The sequence below is a fragment of the Arthrobacter sp. FW306-1B-F12A genome, from assembly GCF_058781865.1.
Map to the genome: position 1 here is coordinate 235,443 of NZ_JBYSXD010000001.1, position 15,721 is coordinate 251,163.

12 protein-coding genes and 1 pseudogene are annotated in these 15,721 nt (G+C 64.4%); 4 read left to right on the plus strand and 9 right to left on the minus strand.

What is annotated here, in order from left to right; translation table 11 throughout:
- Positions 1–19: 19 nt before the first annotated feature.
- From AC3WJU_RS01165 to AC3WJU_RS01175, 3 genes are all read right to left on the minus strand, one after another.
- On the minus strand, positions 20–2,299 hold the full coding sequence (locus AC3WJU_RS01165; RefSeq protein WP_492258944.1) for a phage/plasmid primase, P4 family: 2,280 nt from the start codon (positions 2,297–2,299) through the stop codon (positions 20–22).
- Positions 2,299–2,538, minus strand: a complete 240-nt coding sequence (locus AC3WJU_RS01170; protein ID WP_492258935.1) for a hypothetical protein — start codon at positions 2,536–2,538, stop codon at positions 2,299–2,301. The genes AC3WJU_RS01165 and AC3WJU_RS01170 overlap by 1 nt, the downstream gene beginning before the upstream one ends.
- 159 nt (positions 2,539–2,697) lie before the next feature.
- Positions 2,698–4,143, minus strand: coding sequence for a recombinase family protein (locus AC3WJU_RS01175; RefSeq protein ID WP_492258936.1), 1,446 nt, complete (start codon positions 4,141–4,143; stop codon positions 2,698–2,700).
- 17 nt (positions 4,144–4,160) lie between these two features.
- Here AC3WJU_RS01175 and AC3WJU_RS01180 point away from each other — a divergent pair.
- The 4 genes and pseudogenes from AC3WJU_RS01180 to AC3WJU_RS01195 form a co-directional block, all read left to right on the plus strand.
- Positions 4,161–5,462, plus strand: a pseudogene (locus AC3WJU_RS01180) (YifB family Mg chelatase-like AAA ATPase); the annotation flags it as partial.
- A gap of 11 nt (positions 5,463–5,473) precedes the next feature.
- A complete protein-coding gene (dprA, locus tag AC3WJU_RS01185) occupies positions 5,474–6,700 on the plus strand; it encodes a DNA-processing protein DprA (RefSeq protein WP_492258937.1) in 1,227 nt (408 codons plus the stop codon).
- Positions 6,701–6,773: 73 nt separating this feature from the next.
- Complete coding sequence (locus AC3WJU_RS01190; protein WP_492258938.1) at positions 6,774–7,739, plus strand: tyrosine recombinase XerC; 966 nt, start codon at positions 6,774–6,776, stop codon at positions 7,737–7,739.
- 260 nt (positions 7,740–7,999) lie between these two features.
- Positions 8,000–8,503: a DUF3145 domain-containing protein gene (locus tag AC3WJU_RS01195; RefSeq protein WP_284988323.1), complete on the plus strand. Its 504-nt coding sequence runs from the start codon at positions 8,000–8,002 to the stop codon at positions 8,501–8,503.
- A gap of 144 nt (positions 8,504–8,647) precedes the next feature.
- On the opposite strand, the gene fabF is transcribed toward AC3WJU_RS01195, so the two are convergent.
- The 6 genes from fabF to AC3WJU_RS01225 all read right to left on the minus strand — a co-directional run.
- Complete coding sequence (gene fabF, locus AC3WJU_RS01200; protein ID WP_241710849.1) at positions 8,648–9,883, minus strand: beta-ketoacyl-ACP synthase II; 1,236 nt, start codon at positions 9,881–9,883, stop codon at positions 8,648–8,650.
- 140 nt (positions 9,884–10,023) lie between these two features.
- Complete coding sequence (locus AC3WJU_RS01205; protein WP_028267518.1) at positions 10,024–10,269, minus strand: acyl carrier protein; 246 nt, start codon at positions 10,267–10,269, stop codon at positions 10,024–10,026.
- A 109-nt stretch (positions 10,270–10,378) separates the two neighbouring features.
- The gene (locus AC3WJU_RS01210; protein ID WP_284988322.1) at positions 10,379–11,440 is read right to left on the minus strand and encodes a beta-ketoacyl-ACP synthase III; all 1,062 of its coding nucleotides are present in this window, start codon (positions 11,438–11,440) and stop codon (positions 10,379–10,381) included.
- Complete coding sequence (locus AC3WJU_RS01215) at positions 11,437–12,366, minus strand: ACP S-malonyltransferase (protein ID WP_059387753.1); 930 nt, start codon at positions 12,364–12,366, stop codon at positions 11,437–11,439. Before AC3WJU_RS01215 ends, AC3WJU_RS01210 begins: the two co-directional genes overlap by 4 nt.
- Before the next feature lie 88 nt (positions 12,367–12,454).
- On the minus strand, positions 12,455–13,699 hold the full coding sequence (locus AC3WJU_RS01220; RefSeq protein ID WP_059387754.1) for a PucR family transcriptional regulator: 1,245 nt from the start codon (positions 13,697–13,699) through the stop codon (positions 12,455–12,457).
- A gap of 204 nt (positions 13,700–13,903) precedes the next feature.
- Positions 13,904–15,721 (minus strand): transketolase-like TK C-terminal-containing protein (locus AC3WJU_RS01225; protein ID WP_492258939.1); only part of this gene is annotated, 1,818 nt, incomplete at its 5' end.

Below are 15,721 nucleotides of genomic sequence, written 5' to 3' on the forward strand. Positions count from 1 at the left end.
TTTCAACCGCTACCTACCACTACTCACTCTTTTTCACGGCTATCCCGAAGCGTTCGGACTTTCCGTTTACCTTCCTTGTGACGGGGTAGCCGCGATCGTCCAGCTTCTTGTAGAACGCCTTGTCGCTCAGCCACTCGGCACCTTCCCCAGCGGCCCACACCTTCCATGCCTCGTACAGCTCACCGCTCGTGGCGTGAAGGGCAGCGGACCCCACGTCGCATTTCTCGGAGATGAACCTCTTCACGGCGTCGGACTCGGTCTGGTAGTTGTCCGTCGCCTTGCGGATGTCCTCTGGCTCGGCCATTCCGTTCGCCTCGTAGTCGAACCATCCCTTGACTGCCCACGTGAGGATTGCATCTGCAGACAGTTCCAGTCGCTCACCCAGTTCCGGGTCGCGTTCCGCCTCGGGGATAACGACGTCGAACGGGACCACCCTTATTCGCCGCCAGATGGCATGGTCGTTGCCATCGACTCCGGGCTTGTGATTGGTGACGTAGACGATCTGGTGGCTAGGCTGCCACGTCACGGGTGACTGGTAGTGGTTTCGCGCTGTTAGCATGTCGCCGCCAGTGAGCCGCTTCATCAATGTCCCATCGAGACGGCGACCGTCTCCCGTCTCGGAACCGACCACGAGCCTAGCTCCCAGCAGGACCATCATCTCCGGTCCACCACTCTTGCCTTCCACCATGAGGAGCTTCGGGTCTATGACCTGCGCGTAGTCGCCAAAGGCGTTGACGACGGCACCATAGAACGTACCCTTGCCGTTCGCGCCGGTGCCCGTCAGGACGGGGAACAGGTGCTCCCTGACGCGTCCGTAGACGGCCTGTCCAATGACTCGCTGGAGGTAGGCACGATCATCCGCCTCGGGAAGTACACGTTCGAGGAATTCGTCCCATCGGACGGTGTCCGCGTCGGGGTCGTAAGCACCACGAGCCACTTTGGTGATCCGGTCTGCCGGGTCGTGCGGACGGAGCTTCCGTGTGCGGAGGTCGAGCGTTCCGTTGGCGCAGTTGAGCAGATGGGGGTCGGCGTCGAGGTCATCCACGGAGAAGCGGAGACCAGGCAGCGCGGACGCGATGGTCAGCACACCCGCGATGCCCGCTGCCGACTCACACTTCAGCACGTCGGCGCGTAGCGACTTCTCACTACCGGCCCCGACTCCTGCCTCGTCGAGCGCCTGACGGAGGACATCGAGAACCGCTTTGGTGGCCGCGTCCTTCTTGTCCGAAGACCAGCGTCGGCCATCCCACACCAGCCAGCCGAGACCCTTGACGTACATGAGCTTGCCTCCGTAGGCAGCGGCGAGCCTGTAGGCCATTCGTGGCTGTCCGTGGTGGACGCGGTCCGGCTCGCCGGTGTCGCTGTGGTCCTGTCGAAAGGCCTGCTCGACACAACGGAGGGCCTCGTCCTCTGGAAGCACCGGCGTTGAACGTGCAGCGGCAGTGAGGACCACAGCTGTGACGGCCTCACGGTCATCGTTGTACTCACGACGAAGACGGCATGCCAACTTGAACAGGGTGATGTTGCGCTCACCACTTGACGCACCCCCGGCAACGATGGACGCCGTATCGGGAAGGCTAGGCTTGTCCAACCCTAAGAACGGGTCGTCCGGCAGCAGCAGATCCTCCACCCGAGCAACTGACCCCTCGGTCACGCCTGAAGCGTAGCTACCGTTCACTCCCGAGGGCCTGTACATGAAGCGCTCCGGCTCGTCGTCGGTCGTGTCGTCGTCGGGATCGGTGGCCAGCATCACCCTCACGGCACGCACTGCGACGGCGTACTCGGCTGGGTTGACCGTGCGGTCCAGCCTGATGATGAGCCGGTAGCGCGGGGCGTCCTTCGTGCTATTGAACGTCGTGTGCCACGCAACCTCGAACGGCAGCGCCTTCACACGGTCGAGGAAGTCCGGAGTCGGCTTGTCCACGTCCAGCGTGAGCGCCCCTCGGCTGACGACTCCGAGGCGGATACGGTGCAGACCGACACATTCCGGGTCACCCTTGTGGCCCTTTGTCTCGCAGAAGGTGCCTAGGACGTATCCGCCGCACTCCTTCACAGCGGACGGATTCCTCAGCCATTCGAGGAATCCCGCCCACGTTATGGTGCCGCTCTTCCAGTGGAATTGGTGCGCATTCCCCGGGGCAGTGATGATATCCAGTTCCGCAGTACTAAGCGCCGTAGCGTTACCGGGGGTAAAGTTGGTTTCAGCGATTGGGCTACCCGTAGTCAGGTCTCCTTCGCCCGTCCTGTTGGCCCCGGTGGAATTCATCTGCTCGCCGGGGCCATCTTTTTGCCCCATCATCACTCACCGTCCGTCGGGCGAAGTAGCGCGGCGATCACGTCGACCTGGGACTGGGTCAGCGGGGGAGCAGCCGCGACGATTTCCAGGATTCGGGCCTTGAAGATCCGGTTGTTCTCTAGGAGACGCCGCGCGGCGGCTACCTTCTCCGGATCGGCGTGGCTATACGACCTTGAAGCGCGCGCGACCTCAGCGCGTGCTAAGCGGATCTGTGGATCGAGGGGAGAGTGATATGGCGACACGACAAAAACCGACCTTCCGAAAAAGCCCCTTCGGTTTTTCGGTCTGATCGGTTTTATGAGGCAAATGAACTTGTAGCTAAAGCTTAGTACGCAAAAGCGTTTAGCAGTAACCGATTGTCTATTTCCAGTACACTTATCTGCTATCTAGCTACGGAGTAATTATTTCCAATCCACGTCAATGAATTCCGGGTCAAAATACGGCTTCCCGGGCACATGCCCCTGCGGCCGTCCACGCCGCGCTGGCTGGATAGTAACGACGGCGAGCGCGTCGATAATGGCGCGCTGGCGGTCAAGGTCCGCGTCGAGGAACTGCTGCCCGGGGTCGGTGGCTGCTAGCGTCTCGGCCAGTACGTTGCCGGTGGTCAGCGCGCCTAGCTGCTGCTCTGCGTCCTTGATCAGCCCGTCGAGTCGAGTCGTCGTGGCCTTGACCTGCTGCCCGTCGAGCAGACCTAGAGCGTAGTCGTCCGGTAGCTGGGTCAGGCGCTCCCGGTAGCCTCTAAGGTCCCCCCGCAGCCGCTCCACGTCCTTCACGTGCGGAGCGCTCACCGTCATCCTTGCCCGTAGCGCGGGGGCTTCTCGACGGAGGTAGGCCGCGATGACCTCCAGCACGAAAGCGTCGGTGTAGATCATGTCGCGGTTGACGTGCCCTCCTGCGGACTTGCAGCGATAGACGAGCCGTTTTACCCTGCCCCCGCCGGACGTCGTTGCCCCGCGAACGACTCCACCGCAGCCCGGTGTTCCACAGCGGAAGAGACCGGAGCCGAGCCAGCGCCTCTCCGATCCCGTCTGCGTCCTCCGCGCGGGGTCGGTGAGAATGCCCCGGAGCGCGAGCCATTTATCCTCCGGAATGGCGGCTGGCCACTGGGCTTGTCCGGTGATCTCCCCCTTGACCTCCATCAACCCCGCGTTACGCGGTCGGAGCAGGATGTTCCGCAGCGCAATTGAATCCATCGGTCGGGCCTTCTTTGACGCAGTCGTGAGGCCGGAAGCCTGGATGTCTCGGGCGACTGCGGAGAGACTTCGCCCCGCGATGATCGCGTCAGCCGCGCGCTCCAGCGCTTCGGCCTCGTCGGGGCGAATGGTCACGCCGTCTGCCTCGTAACCGAAGGGACGGCGTCCGCCGCGCCACTCGCCCTTTACCACCGAGTCGGCCTTCGCCCTCTTGACGCGCTCGGCGGTGCGCTCGGCCTCTGCCGCGTCCGCAGCAGCGTAAATTCGCGCCTTGAATACACCGTCCGCCGTGGCGAGGTCGTAGTCGCCCGATACCACGGTGTGTATCGCCGTGCCGGCTGCCTCATAGAGCTGGATCAGCTCTTCGTTCTCCATCGGCCGTCGTGTGAGGCGAGAGTTGGAATACGCGAGGATAGCCCCGTACCGGCCGGCACGCGCGCCCTCAATCATCTCCTTGTAAAGCGGACGGGGCTTCTTAGACTTAGTCGAGGCTCCCGTGTCGTTCTCCACGAACACCCGGGCAACTTCTAGACCGAGACGCGCCGCTAGGGTACGGCAGTCCCGCTCCTGCCGTTCGACGCCTAGTTCCAGGCCTTCCCGGTCGCTGGAGATGCGGCAGTAGATTGCTGCCCTGGTTTTCTGGGGTTTTTCCATAAACGTCATTTTACGCTTTTGCCCTCGCGATCACCATGGCAGTATTGCGCGCCGCGGGCGATATCCGTTCCACAGAAGACACAGTCTTCATTTCCGAGTTGGGACTGGATGGCAGGTTGAGGCCCGTTCGCGGCATCTTGCCGGCGGTCATGGCGGCTGTTCAAGCAGGCCACCCCAAGATTGTTGTGGCCCACGCCAACGTCGCCGAGGCCGAGTTGGTACCCGGGGCGGTGGTCCGTGGCTACAAGACCCTGGCTCGTCTTGCGTTTGATTTCGGGGCCAACCCGCAGGACCTGGCCCTCGATTACGACCCGGCCGACGGCGAGGTCGCAGGGGATCAGGACGCCGCTGCCGCTGTTGTTCCGGATCTTTGTGATGTCTCGGGGCAGGGCGATGCCCGCCGCGCCTTGGAGGTTGCGGCAGCCGGGGCACATCATGTGCTGCTTTGCGGTCCGCCCGGTGCCGGCAAGACGATGCTTGCCGAGCGGCTCCCGGGACTCTTGCCTGATTTGGGGGACCAGGAAGCCATGGAGGTCACGGCGATCCATTCGCTTTCGGCTGTCCATGTTGATTCGGTACGGCTGTTGCGCCGGCCGCCCTTTGAGAATCCCCATCACAGCGCCACCGCGGCAGCGATCATCGGCGGTGGTTCCGGCCTGCCGCGGCCCGGGGCGGCATCACGGGCGCACCGTGGCGTCTTGTTCCTGGACGAGGCGCCCGAGTATGAACGCCGGGTCCTGGACGCCTTGCGGCAACCTCTGGAAAGCGGAGAGCTGGTCATTCATCGCTCGGCCGGAACCGCCGCATATCCGGCACGCTTCCAACTGGTCCTCGCGGCGAATCCCTGCCCTTGCGGGAAAGCGACCGGCAAGGGAGTCGACTGCACCTGCACTCCGGTGATGCGGCGCCGCTACTTCGGGCGCATGTCCGGGCCGCTGCTGGACAGGGTGGACATCCAGCTCCAGGTGGAACGTGTTTCCCTCGCGGACTTCGGCCAATCCGGCGCGGAAGAAGACACCGCCACCGTCGCATCGAGGGTCCAAGCCGCACGTTCACGGCAGCGTCAACGCCTGGGGAGTCTCGGGATGGAAACCAATTCGCAGGTTCCCGGCCGTGTACTGCGCGGAGAACTGCGCCTCCCTTCCGCGACCACGAAGATTCTGGATACCTCCTTGGAGCGCGGAATCCTCACGGCGAGAGGCTACGACCGCGTTCTGCGTCTCGCCTGGACCCTCGCGGACCTAGGCCACAGGGACCAACCCCACAGCGACGACATCGGGCAGGCCCTTGGCTTGCGGCAGGCGGTCGCGGCCGCATGAAAGGACACTCCATGACTGAACACGGCCAGCAGCTCACCACGGACGCTCCGCAGCGAAAAAGGGAACGCCTGGCCCGGGCAGCACTGTCGCGGCTGATGGAACCGCAAGATGCGGCCGGGCTCGCCCTGGTCAAGGCTGCCGGGGCCGTTGACGGTCTCAAAATCGCGACCGGCGAGCTCGCTCCCGGGCCCGGGCTTGAGCAGGAAGTGGCTTCCTTGTTGGTTGACAGCGGGGTTTCCAACCCGGGGGCCGGATTGGCTGCTGCACTACGGCGGTGGGCGCCAAGGATCCCGGACCTTGCCCCGGAACGTGATCTTGCCACCATGCAACGCCTCGGCGGCCGTATGGTCATCCCTGGCGACCCGCTATGGCCCGTGCAGTTGGCAGATCTGGGCCTCCATGAACCGCTGTGCTTGTGGTGGCGGGGACACGAAGTGGAGTTCCCACCCGTAAAGCGGGTCGTGGCCCTTGTCGGCTCACGGGATAGCACCAGCTACGGGGCCTCCGTAACGGGCGACTTCGCCTACGGGCTGGGTCAGCGCGGCTGCACCGTCGTCTCCGGAGGCGCGTACGGGATCGACGCCCATGCACACCGCGGTGCCTTGGCCGGGGGCGCCGGCGACATGCCGACCATCGCTGTGATGGCCGGGGGCGTGGACCGATACTATCCATCCGGAAACGAGGATCTGCTGCGTGCCGTGGCGAACCAAGGGGCGGTCATTGCGGAGGTTCCCCCGGGCTCGGCGCCCACGCGTTACAGGTTTCTTCAGCGAAACAGGATTATCGCCGCTTTGGCGGCCGTGACCGTCGTGGTGGAAGCGCGATGGCGTTCGGGTGCGCTGAATACGGCCCATCATGCTGAATCCATCGGCAGGGCCGTCGCCACTGTCCCGGGGTCCATCCGTAGTGCCAACTCCGCAGGCTGCCATCGGCTCCTCAGGGATGGCGGGGCGGTCTGCGTCACGGATATCGGCGAAATCGCGGAACTGGCGGGATCGAGCGGTGAGTCTCTTGTCGAGGACAAGGAAACCGCTGCCTCGGACCACGATGGACTCACGCTTGAGGACCTGATCTTGCTCGATGCCCTGCCGGTCCGTTCGACGAGCTCCGTGGAGAAGCTCGCGGTTGTGGCAGGACTCAGCCCCGAGTCCGTCAGGGCGGGTCTTGGACGCCTAGGCCTGTTGGGGTTGGCGGTATCAATGAGCGGCGCGTGGAAGAGGTCCGGGAAGAGATATTGAGGGGGAGTGCCGTGCGGGCCTGGTGGGATCACACGAGCCCGGACCTTGGCCGGCTCCCGCACGGAACGTGGCGATGCCGGCCGTCCGGCCCCTCGGCTGGCACAGTGGAAGGGTGCAAGAGAATCCGCTCCCCTTAGCGCTCGCCGGGTCCGTCGAGGACTTCCGGCGTTACCTCGACAGCGAGCGGGCCCGGTCCGCCCACACGGTGAGGGCCTACATCGCTGACGTGGAGAGCCTGCTGCGCTTCGCTGCCGCGGAGGGCGTGGGGGAGCTCGCAGACCTGGAGCTCGGCACCCTCCGGCGTTGGCTGGGGGCACAAAGCGAATCCGGCCGGTCCAGGGCAACACTCGCCCGGCACGCCGCGACGGCCCGAGCGTTCACTTCCTGGGCCCTTCGGGAAGAACTCATCGCCTCAGACCCTGCTCTTCGCCTTCAGGCCCCCAAACGGGACCACACGCTCCCTGGGGTCCTTCACCAGCAGCAGGTCTCGAGGATCTTCGAGAACCTGTCAGAGGCAGCCGCGGATGGCTCTCCGATGCCGTTGAGAAACCGCGCCGTCGTCGAATTGCTCTATGCCACCGGAATCCGCGTCGGCGAGCTTGCCGGCCTGGACATCGATGATCTCGATCCGGACCGCCGGACTCTTCGCGTGCTCGGCAAGGGCAACAAGGAGCGGACGGTGCCCTACGGGGTACCGGCTGCGCTCGCCGTCGACGACTGGCTCCGCCGCGGCCGGCCACGGCTCGCAAATGAGCGTAGCGGACCGGCACTTTTTCTCAGTTCACGGGGCAACCGCATCGATCAGCGCCAGGCCCGCAGCGTCGTCAACGACCTGCTGGCCGCCTTGGGGGATACCGCCGCGACCGGACCCCACGCGCTGCGCCACACTGCCGCCACCCATCTGCTCGACGGCGGGGCGGACCTGCGTGCCGTGCAGGAAATTCTGGGACACAGCAGCCTCGCAACAACCCAGATTTACACCCATGTGTCGGTGGACAGGCTTCGCAAGAGCTATCAGCAAGCCCATCCCCGTGCTTAGAGACCCGGAAACCGTGCAACACTTCGATGAGTCCCGAGGAAGGAAATCCGCTCGTCCGTGAATCGCACTGGCGTAATTCCGGTCCGTACGGCAAAATGAAAGCACTGTGGGGAAACTTTCAACCTAAACTTGAACGTTCTTCCGCTGCGGAAAAAATCATAGATAGGTAGGGAAACCGGAACGGCGCGGCACCCGCGCAGCAAAATTTCATCCAGGCAGAGGTCGTTGGGGAAGACGTACCTACAGCTATGGAGGATGGAATGTCTGTTGCAATAACCCGCGGTGTCCTGTTTGTGCATTCGGCCCCTACTGCGTTGTGCCCTCACGTCGAGTGGGCCATCGGATCGGTCGTTGACAAGCGGACCGATCTTGAGTGGACCCCTCAACCTGCCGCGCCCGGAATGTTCCGCGCCGAGCTCTCTTGGGTAGGAGTCCCCGGAACGGGCGCCCAACTGGCTTCGGCACTGCGAGGGTGGGCGCACCTTCGCTACGAAGTGACCGAGGAGCCCAGTCAAGGCGTGGACGGCGCGCGCTGGTCGCACACACCGGAGCTGGGTATCTTCCATGCCGTCACCGATGTCCACGGCAACATCATGGTGACAGAGGACCGCATCCGCTACGCCTACGAGTCGGCGGCTGGAGATCCCGCCGCCGTCTACCACGAGCTTTCCTTGGCGCTCGGTGAGGCCTGGGACGAAGAGCTCGAGCCGTTCCGGCATGCCGCCGAAGGCGCTCCCGTGCGTTGGCTCCACCAGGTCGGTTAGGGAACACCATGCCGGTCGGGGAACACTAGCCCGGCCAGGGAACAAAGTTCCCGAAGACAGTTTTTCCATAGCACAAGAGGAGGGCCCCACCGTGGTGGGGCCCTCCTCTTGTGCGTAGCTTGTGCCTCGAACCGGCAGCGACTGTCAGACGTTGCGGATGGCGATGACGGCGTTGTGGCCGCCGAAACCGAAGGAGTTGCTCAAGGCGACGATGTCACCGGCGGGCAGAGTGCGTGCCGAAGTGACGACGTCGAGCGGGATCTCCGGATCCTGGTTCTCGAGGTTGATGGTCAACGGAGCCTGGCGTTCGTAGACGGCGAGGACCGTCAGCACTGCTTCCACGGCCCCTGAAGCGCCCAACAAGTGGCCCATCTGCGACTTGGTGGCAGAGACTGCCACATTGTCGACGTGAGCGCCCAGCGCGGCACGGAGCGCCGTGTACTCGGGCTTGTCACCGACAGGCGTCGAGGTGGCGTGGGCGTTGACGTGCACCACGTCCTCGGCCTGGATGCGGCCATCGAACATGGCGGCCTTCAAAGCCCGGGTTGCGCCCAGGCCTTCCGGGTCCGGTGCCGTGATGTGGTAGGCGTCGGCCGTGACCGATGTACCGGCGAGCTCGGCGTAGATGCGCGCTCCGCGGGCGATCGCGTGCTCTTCGGCCTCGAGGACCAGGGCGCCGGCGCCTTCACCCATGACGAAGCCGTCGCGGTCGCGGTCATATGGCCGCGATGCGTGCTCCGGATCGTCATTGCGGCGGGAAAGGGCCTGCATCGAGGAAAACGCGGCGAGCGGCATCGGGTGGATGGCAGCTTCGGCGCCACCGCACACGACGACGTCGGCCTTGCCCGAGCGGATGAGGTCCAGGCCGAGGTGCATCGCCTCCGTGCCGGAAGCGCAAGCAGAAACGGGGGTGTGCGCACCGGCGCGGGCACCAAGGTCAAGGCTGACAGCGGCGGCGACGCCGTTCGGCATGAGCATGGGGACCGTCATGGGAAGGACCCGGCGGGGGCCCTTTTCCCTCAGCGTGTCCCAAGCGTCCAGGAGCGTCCAGACACCGCCGATGCCCGTGGCGAAAGCCACGGCAAGGCGGTCGTGGTCGATTTCGGTGATACCGGAATCTGCCCAGGCCTCGCGGGCGGCGATGACACCGAACTGCGTGGACGGGTCCATGCGCTTGGCTTCAACGCGGCTCAGAACTTCGAGGGCCGGCGTCGAGCACCGGGCGGCAAAGTGGACCGGAAGGTCATACTTGGCAACCCACTCGTCCTCGAGTGTGTGGGCACCGGAGACCCCTTTGAGCGCGTTCTTCCACATCGTGGGGACGTCGCCGCCGATGGGCGTTGTGGCGCCCAGACCGGTTATGACTACTTTGCGTGCCATGAGATCACTCTCTGTCGGATCAGCCAACCCACGTGCTGTTCTCACTGGGGAGGCAGGAAAAAACTCTGGGAGATATAGCAGCTGTGCCGGGCTTCGGATGCAACAGGGCGCACCCGAAGTCCGGCACAGTTGAGGCCAGGCTAGGCCTGTGCGTTCGAGATGAAGTTGACGGCGTCGCCGACGGTCTTGAGGTTCTTGACCTCTTCGTCCGGGATGCGCACGCCGAACTTCTCTTCAGCGTTGACGACGATGGTCATCATGGAGATGGAGTCGATGTCCAGGTCCTCGGTGAAGGACTTGTCCAGCTCCACGGCTTCGGTGGCGAGGCCGGTCTCTTCGTTCACGATTTCAGCCAGGCCGGCCAGGATTTCTTCGTTGCTAGCCATTGTTGGCTCCTTTTCTTGTTGTGCCGGCTATTGCCGGAAATGGGGGCAAACCGCGGTTACGGCTTGGGTTTCAAAGCACTATTCAATTGAAGGTAGGCGCGGTCCGAAATTACGGAAGAACGATTACCTGGGCGCCAAACACAAGACCGGCACCGAAGCCGATCTGCAAGGCAAGGCCACCGCTGAGTTCCGGGTTCTCCTTGAGGAGTCGGTGCGTGGCCAGCGGAATGGAGGCGGCAGAAGTGTTTCCCGCCTCAGCGATGTCCCGGGCGACCACCACGGTTTCGGGAAGTTTGAGCTTCTTGACCATCTCGTCGATGATCCGCATGTTGGCTTGGTGGGGGACAAACGCCGCCAGGTCCGAGGCTTCGATCCCTGCGGCATCGAGGGCTTGCTGGGCAACTTTCGCCATTTCCCAGACGGCCCAACGGAAGACCGTCTGGCCGTCCTGGCGGAGCGTCGGCCAGACATCCTGCGCTGCGGAAATAATGGCCTGATCGTCGGATTCGTCCGAATGGCGGGCTGTCTCGCCAAGGTGGCGCACTTCGTCGAGGGAATGCGTCATGCCGATCGCGTTCCACTTGCTGCCATCGGATCCCCAGACAGACGGGGCAATACCGGGCGTATCGGACGGGCCGATGACAACCGCACCGGCGCCATCGCCCAGAAGGAAAGAGATGGTTCGCTCATGGTTGTCGATGACGTCGGAGAGCTTCTCGGCGCCGACCACAAGGACGTATTCAGCCGCGCCGGATCGGACCAAGGCATCGCCCTGGGCAATTCCGTAGCAGTAGCCTGCGCATGCCGCGGAGATGTCGAAAGCCGGTGCCGGGGTGGCGCCCAAACGGTCGGTGAGGGCGGCAGCCGCGGAAGGCGTGGCATACGGGTGCGTGACCGTGGAGACGATGACGGCACCGAGCTGGGAAGCCTCAATGCCAGCCTGCTTGAGCGCCTCGCGGGCAGCTCCCTCGGCCATGTCGATGACGCTGACATCGGCCGCGGCGCGGTGGCGGGTCACGATGCCCGTGCGCTGGCGGATCCATTCGTCCGAGGAATCGATCCACTGGCAGACGTCGTCGTTCGTGACGATGATGTCCGGGCGGTATGCCCCGATGCCGACAACGCGTGAGTATTCGTTCCTTGGTGCCTGCTTGAGTACGGGGGCGCTCATGCGTCTCCCTCCAATTCCGCGAAGAGTGCAAGTGCGGCGGACAGATCATCCGGCGTCTTGACGGCAACGGTTTTCACGCCCGGCATGCCGCGCTTGGCGAGGCCTGCAAGCGTGCCGGCCGGTGCCAGTTCGATGAGTCCAGTGACTCCGCGCTGGACCAGGTTCTCCATGCACAGGTCCCAACGCACCGGGCGCGAGACCTGGGCGATCAGGCTTTCGACGGCGGCGCCGCCGTCGGTGACTTCCTGGCCGTCGAAGTTCGAGAGCAGCGGAACCGTGGGAGCCTGCGGCTTAAGGGACGGCCGCAGTGCTTCAAGTGCGCTCACGGCCGGAGCCATGTGGGAAGTATGGAATGCTCCGGCGACCTTCAGCGGGATGACCCTGGCTTTGGCCGGCGGGTTGTCAGCCAGTGCCTGGAGCTGTTCGAACGTGCCTGCCGCAACGGTCTGGCCTGCGCCGTTGACATTTGCCGGCGTTGCGCCGGCGGCCTCAATAGCGGAAAGCACTTCGGCCGGATCGCCGCCGACGACGGCACTCATCCCGGTGGGGGTGACGGCGGCGGCAGCGGCCATGTTGTTGGCACGCTCGCGGACGAACGTCATGGCTTCTTCCTCGCTCAGGACACCCGCAAGCGCCGAGGCCGTGATCTCTCCGACCGAGTGGCCGGCAAGGACGATCGGAAGGGTACTGAGTTCGACGTCGAACAGCGATTTCGCTGCCACGAGCCCTGCGGCGACGATCAAGGGCTGCGCGACGGCGGTGTCCTTGATGGTTTCTTCATCGGAGGTGGTGCCGTGGGCCTTGAGGTCGATGCCTGCGATTTCGCTCAGGGAGGCCAAATGGCCTTCTACGGAAGGGAGCTCCAGCCAAGGGGCCAAAAATCCAGGGGTCTGGGAGCCCTGTCCAGGGCAGACGATTGCAAGCACGTAACCAGCTTTCCAAATTGCCGCGTGAACTACTGGTGTTTGCGTACACCAAGCTCACTGGGTCAGTTTGTAGGAAGTCTACAACGGTTCAACCCGCGGATCGGGTACCGTGACGCTCCGACGTCGCCTTTGGCTGGGCCGAAAGCCTGCCCACAACCAGTGCGGTTTGGAGTACGAAAGCCTCCCGCGGGAGGAGCGGGTCCCACCCTGTGACGTCGCAGACGCGCTTGAGACGATACCGCACGGTGTTCGCGTGGACGAACAGCTCGCGGGCAGTCGCTTCGAGGGAATGGCCGAGTTCCAGATAGGTGCCGAGGGTCTCTACAAGGCCGTTTGAAGCGGCCAGCAGCGGCCGGTAAATGTTCTTGATGAGGGAACGGCGGGCGGCGTCGTCGCCTGAGACGACCCGTTCCGGGAGGAGATCGTCCGCCGCTACAGGTCGCGGAGCCGAAGGCCAAGCCTTGGCAGCGGTGAGCCCTGCAAAGGCCGCCTGGGCGGAGCTGCTTGCCTCCAACAGGGAGCCGGCCTCGGGTCCGTAGACCACCGCGCCCGGGGCGAAAAGTTCGCTGAGTTTCAGATACGCGGTGTCGCGGTCTTGCACGCCACCCAGAATCAGGATGAGGCGGTCGCCTTGGATGCCTACCAGTGCGTCCTCAGCGTAGCGTCCGGCGGTCCGGCGCAACTCGCTCACATAGCTTGCGCTTGGTTCCGACGGCGAGTTTCCCACCATCACCGTGAATCGCTCCTGGGCCTTCCAGCCGAGGGCGGCGATACGGGAACGAAGGGCATCGGTATTCTCGCCCCGGAGGATGGCGTCCACAATCAGGGCTTCGAGCCTGGTGTCCCAGGAACCGCGGGACTCGGCGGCGCGCGCATAGACATCCGCGGCGGCGAATGCCACTTCCCGCGAATAGCGCAGGACTGCTTCGCGCAAAGACGGTTGGTCGGCTTCCGGCGCGATCACCGGGACCTGGTCCTCCACCACCTCGACGACGATCCGGATCAACTGGAGGGCCTTTTGCAGGCTGATGGAGCGGGTCAGCTCGGTGGGAGCATTCCCGAAGACGTCCGTCAGGATCCACGACGGCGAGCTCGGCCGCTCGTACCACGTCACGAAGGCCGCGATTCCATTTTGGGCTACCAGGCCCAAGGCTGAACGTTCGTCGGAGCTCAGCCGGCTGTACCAGGGCAGCGATTTCTCAAGCTTGCGCATGGTGGTGGTGGACAGCTGCCCCACATTGGCGCGGAGCCGCTTGAGTGTCTCCGCCTTTTCCGGTGTTACCGTGCGCGCGGCCGCTTTGCGTTTCGCGGGGGTTTGAATCGGCTCTGCCATTCCTTGAGCATACGGCGCATCATCCACAAGCTCCATTTGTGCGAAGGCTACAACTGAGATTGGCGCGCGTCACGCGATGGCAGCGCCGTTTGCTGCTTTGTGGCGATTGTTGAAGCCGGGTGTTAAAGCCCGACGGCGGACCGCACCTTTCGGTGTGGACCGCCGTCGAGATGTTGCTTGGGTTCGTTGTGCTTCGCTGGAGGCTTAGCTTTCGCCGCCTGCCCCGCCGGTGGTGCCGGCGTTGACATCGAGGAGACTGTACTTCTCGATTGCCTGGGCCGCCGCCTGTGCGTCAACTTCGCCTCGGCGGGCGAGCAGTTGCAGGGTCTTCACGACGATGGAGTGGGTGTCGTTTTTGAAGAAGCGGCGTGCGGCTTGGCGGGTGTCGGAGAATCCGAATCCGTCGGCGCCGAGGGAGGCGAATTCGTTGGGGATGAATTGGCGGATCTGGTCCGGGACGGCTTTCATGTAGTCGGTGACGGCGATGACCGGTCCGGTGGCGCCGGCGAGTTGCTGGGCGACGAAGGGGGTGCGGGGTTCGTCGCCGGGGTTCAGGAAGGCGTGTTCTTCGGCGGCGAGTCCGTCGCGTCGGAGTTCGTTCCAGGAGGTCACGGACCAGACGTCGGCGGAGACTCCCCAGTCCTGGGCGAGGACTTTCTGGGCTTCCAGGGCCCAGGGGACCGAGACGCCGGAGGCCAGGAGCTGCGCGCGGGGACCGTCGGTTTTCGCGGGGGCGAGCAGGTAGATGCCCTTCAGGAGGCCCTCGGTGTCGAGGTTTTCCGGTTCGGCGGGCTGGCTGATCGGTTCGTTGTACACGGTGAGGTAGTACATCAAGTTCCGGTCGGCGGAGTCCGGGCCGTACATGCGTTCGAGGCCGTCGCGGATGATGTGTCCGATTTCGTAGCCGTAGGCGGGGTCGTAGGTGAGGACGGCGGGGTTGGTGGAGGCCAGGATGGGGGAGTGTCCGTCGGCGTGCTGGAGTCCTTCGCCGGTGAGGGTGGTCCGTCCTGCGGTGGCGCCGATGATGAAGCCGCGGGTCATTTGGTCCGCGGCGGCCCAGAAGGCGTCGCCGGTGCGTTGGAAGCCGAACATGGAGTAGAACACGTAGATCGGCACGAGGGGTTCGCCGTGGGTGGCGTAGGCGGTGCCGGCGGCGGTGAAGGCCGCGACGGCGCCGGCTTCGTTGATGCCGGGGTGGATGAGCTGGCCCATGGGGGATTCCTTGTAGGCCAGGACGAGGTCCCGGTCCACGGAGAGGTAGTTCTGGCCCTTGGGGTTGTAGATCTTCGCGGTCGGGAAGAACGCGTCCATGCCGAAGGTCCGCGATTCGTCCGGGACGACCGGGACGAAGCGTTTGCCGAAGTTCTTGTCCCGCATGAGGTCCTTCAGGAGCCTCACGAACGCCATGGTGGTGGCGGCCTGCTGCTTGCCGGAGCCGCGCTTGGCGACCTCGTAGGACTTGGCCTCGGGCAGGGTCACGGGGGTGTGGGTGCTGCGGCGTTCGGGCACCGCACCGCCCAGGGCCGCGCGGCGGTCCATCATGTACCGGATTTCCGGGGCGTCCATGCCGGGGTGGTAGTACGGGGGACGGTACAGGTCGGTGTCGAGCTGCTCGTCGGTGATGGGGATGCGCAGGTGGTCGCGGAAGGCCTTGAGGTCTTCCATGGTGAGTTTCTTCATTTGGTGGGTCGCGTTGCGGCCCTCGAAGTGGGGTCCGAGTCCGTAGCCCTTGACGGTCTTGGCCAGGATCACGGTGGGTTTGCCCTTGAACTCGACCGCGGCCTTGTACGCGGCGTAGACCTTGCGGTAGTCGTGGCCGCCGCGTTTGAGGTTCCAGATCTGGTTGTCGTCCAGGTCCGCGACCATGTCCTTGGTGGCCGGGGTTTTCCCGAAGAAGTGTTCGCGGACGAACCCGCCGGATTCGGCCTTGTAGGTCTGGTAGTCCCCGTCGACGGTTTCGTTCATGATTTTCACCAGGGACCCGTCGGTGTCGCGGGCCAGCAGCTCGTCCCATTCCCGGCC

What these genes read in the sequence shown, in the direction of transcription:
- dprA (WP_492258937.1), top strand. Translation starts at nt 5,474, where the DNA reads ATGACTGAACACGGCCAGCAGCTCACCACGGACGCTCCGCAGCGAAAA.
- AC3WJU_RS01205 (WP_028267518.1), bottom strand. Translation starts at nt 10,269, where the DNA reads ATGGCTAGCAACGAAGAAATCCTGGCCGGCCTGGCTGAAATCGTGAAC.
- AC3WJU_RS01190 (WP_492258938.1), top strand. Translation starts at nt 6,774, where the DNA reads ATGCCGGCCGTCCGGCCCCTCGGCTGGCACAGTGGAAGGGTGCAAGAG.
- AC3WJU_RS01195 (WP_284988323.1), top strand. Translation starts at nt 8,000, where the DNA reads ATGTCTGTTGCAATAACCCGCGGTGTCCTGTTTGTGCATTCGGCCCCT.
- fabF (WP_241710849.1), bottom strand. Translation starts at nt 9,883, where the DNA reads ATGGCACGCAAAGTAGTCATAACCGGTCTGGGCGCCACAACGCCCATC.
- AC3WJU_RS01175 (WP_492258936.1), bottom strand. Translation starts at nt 4,143, where the DNA reads ATGGAAAAACCCCAGAAAACCAGGGCAGCAATCTACTGCCGCATCTCC.
- AC3WJU_RS01210 (WP_284988322.1), bottom strand. Translation starts at nt 11,440, where the DNA reads ATGAGCGCCCCCGTACTCAAGCAGGCACCAAGGAACGAATACTCACGC.
- AC3WJU_RS01220 (WP_059387754.1), bottom strand. Translation starts at nt 13,699, where the DNA reads ATGGCAGAGCCGATTCAAACCCCCGCGAAACGCAAAGCGGCCGCGCGC.
- AC3WJU_RS01165 (WP_492258944.1), bottom strand. Translation starts at nt 2,299, where the DNA reads ATGATGGGGCAAAAAGATGGCCCCGGCGAGCAGATGAATTCCACCGGG.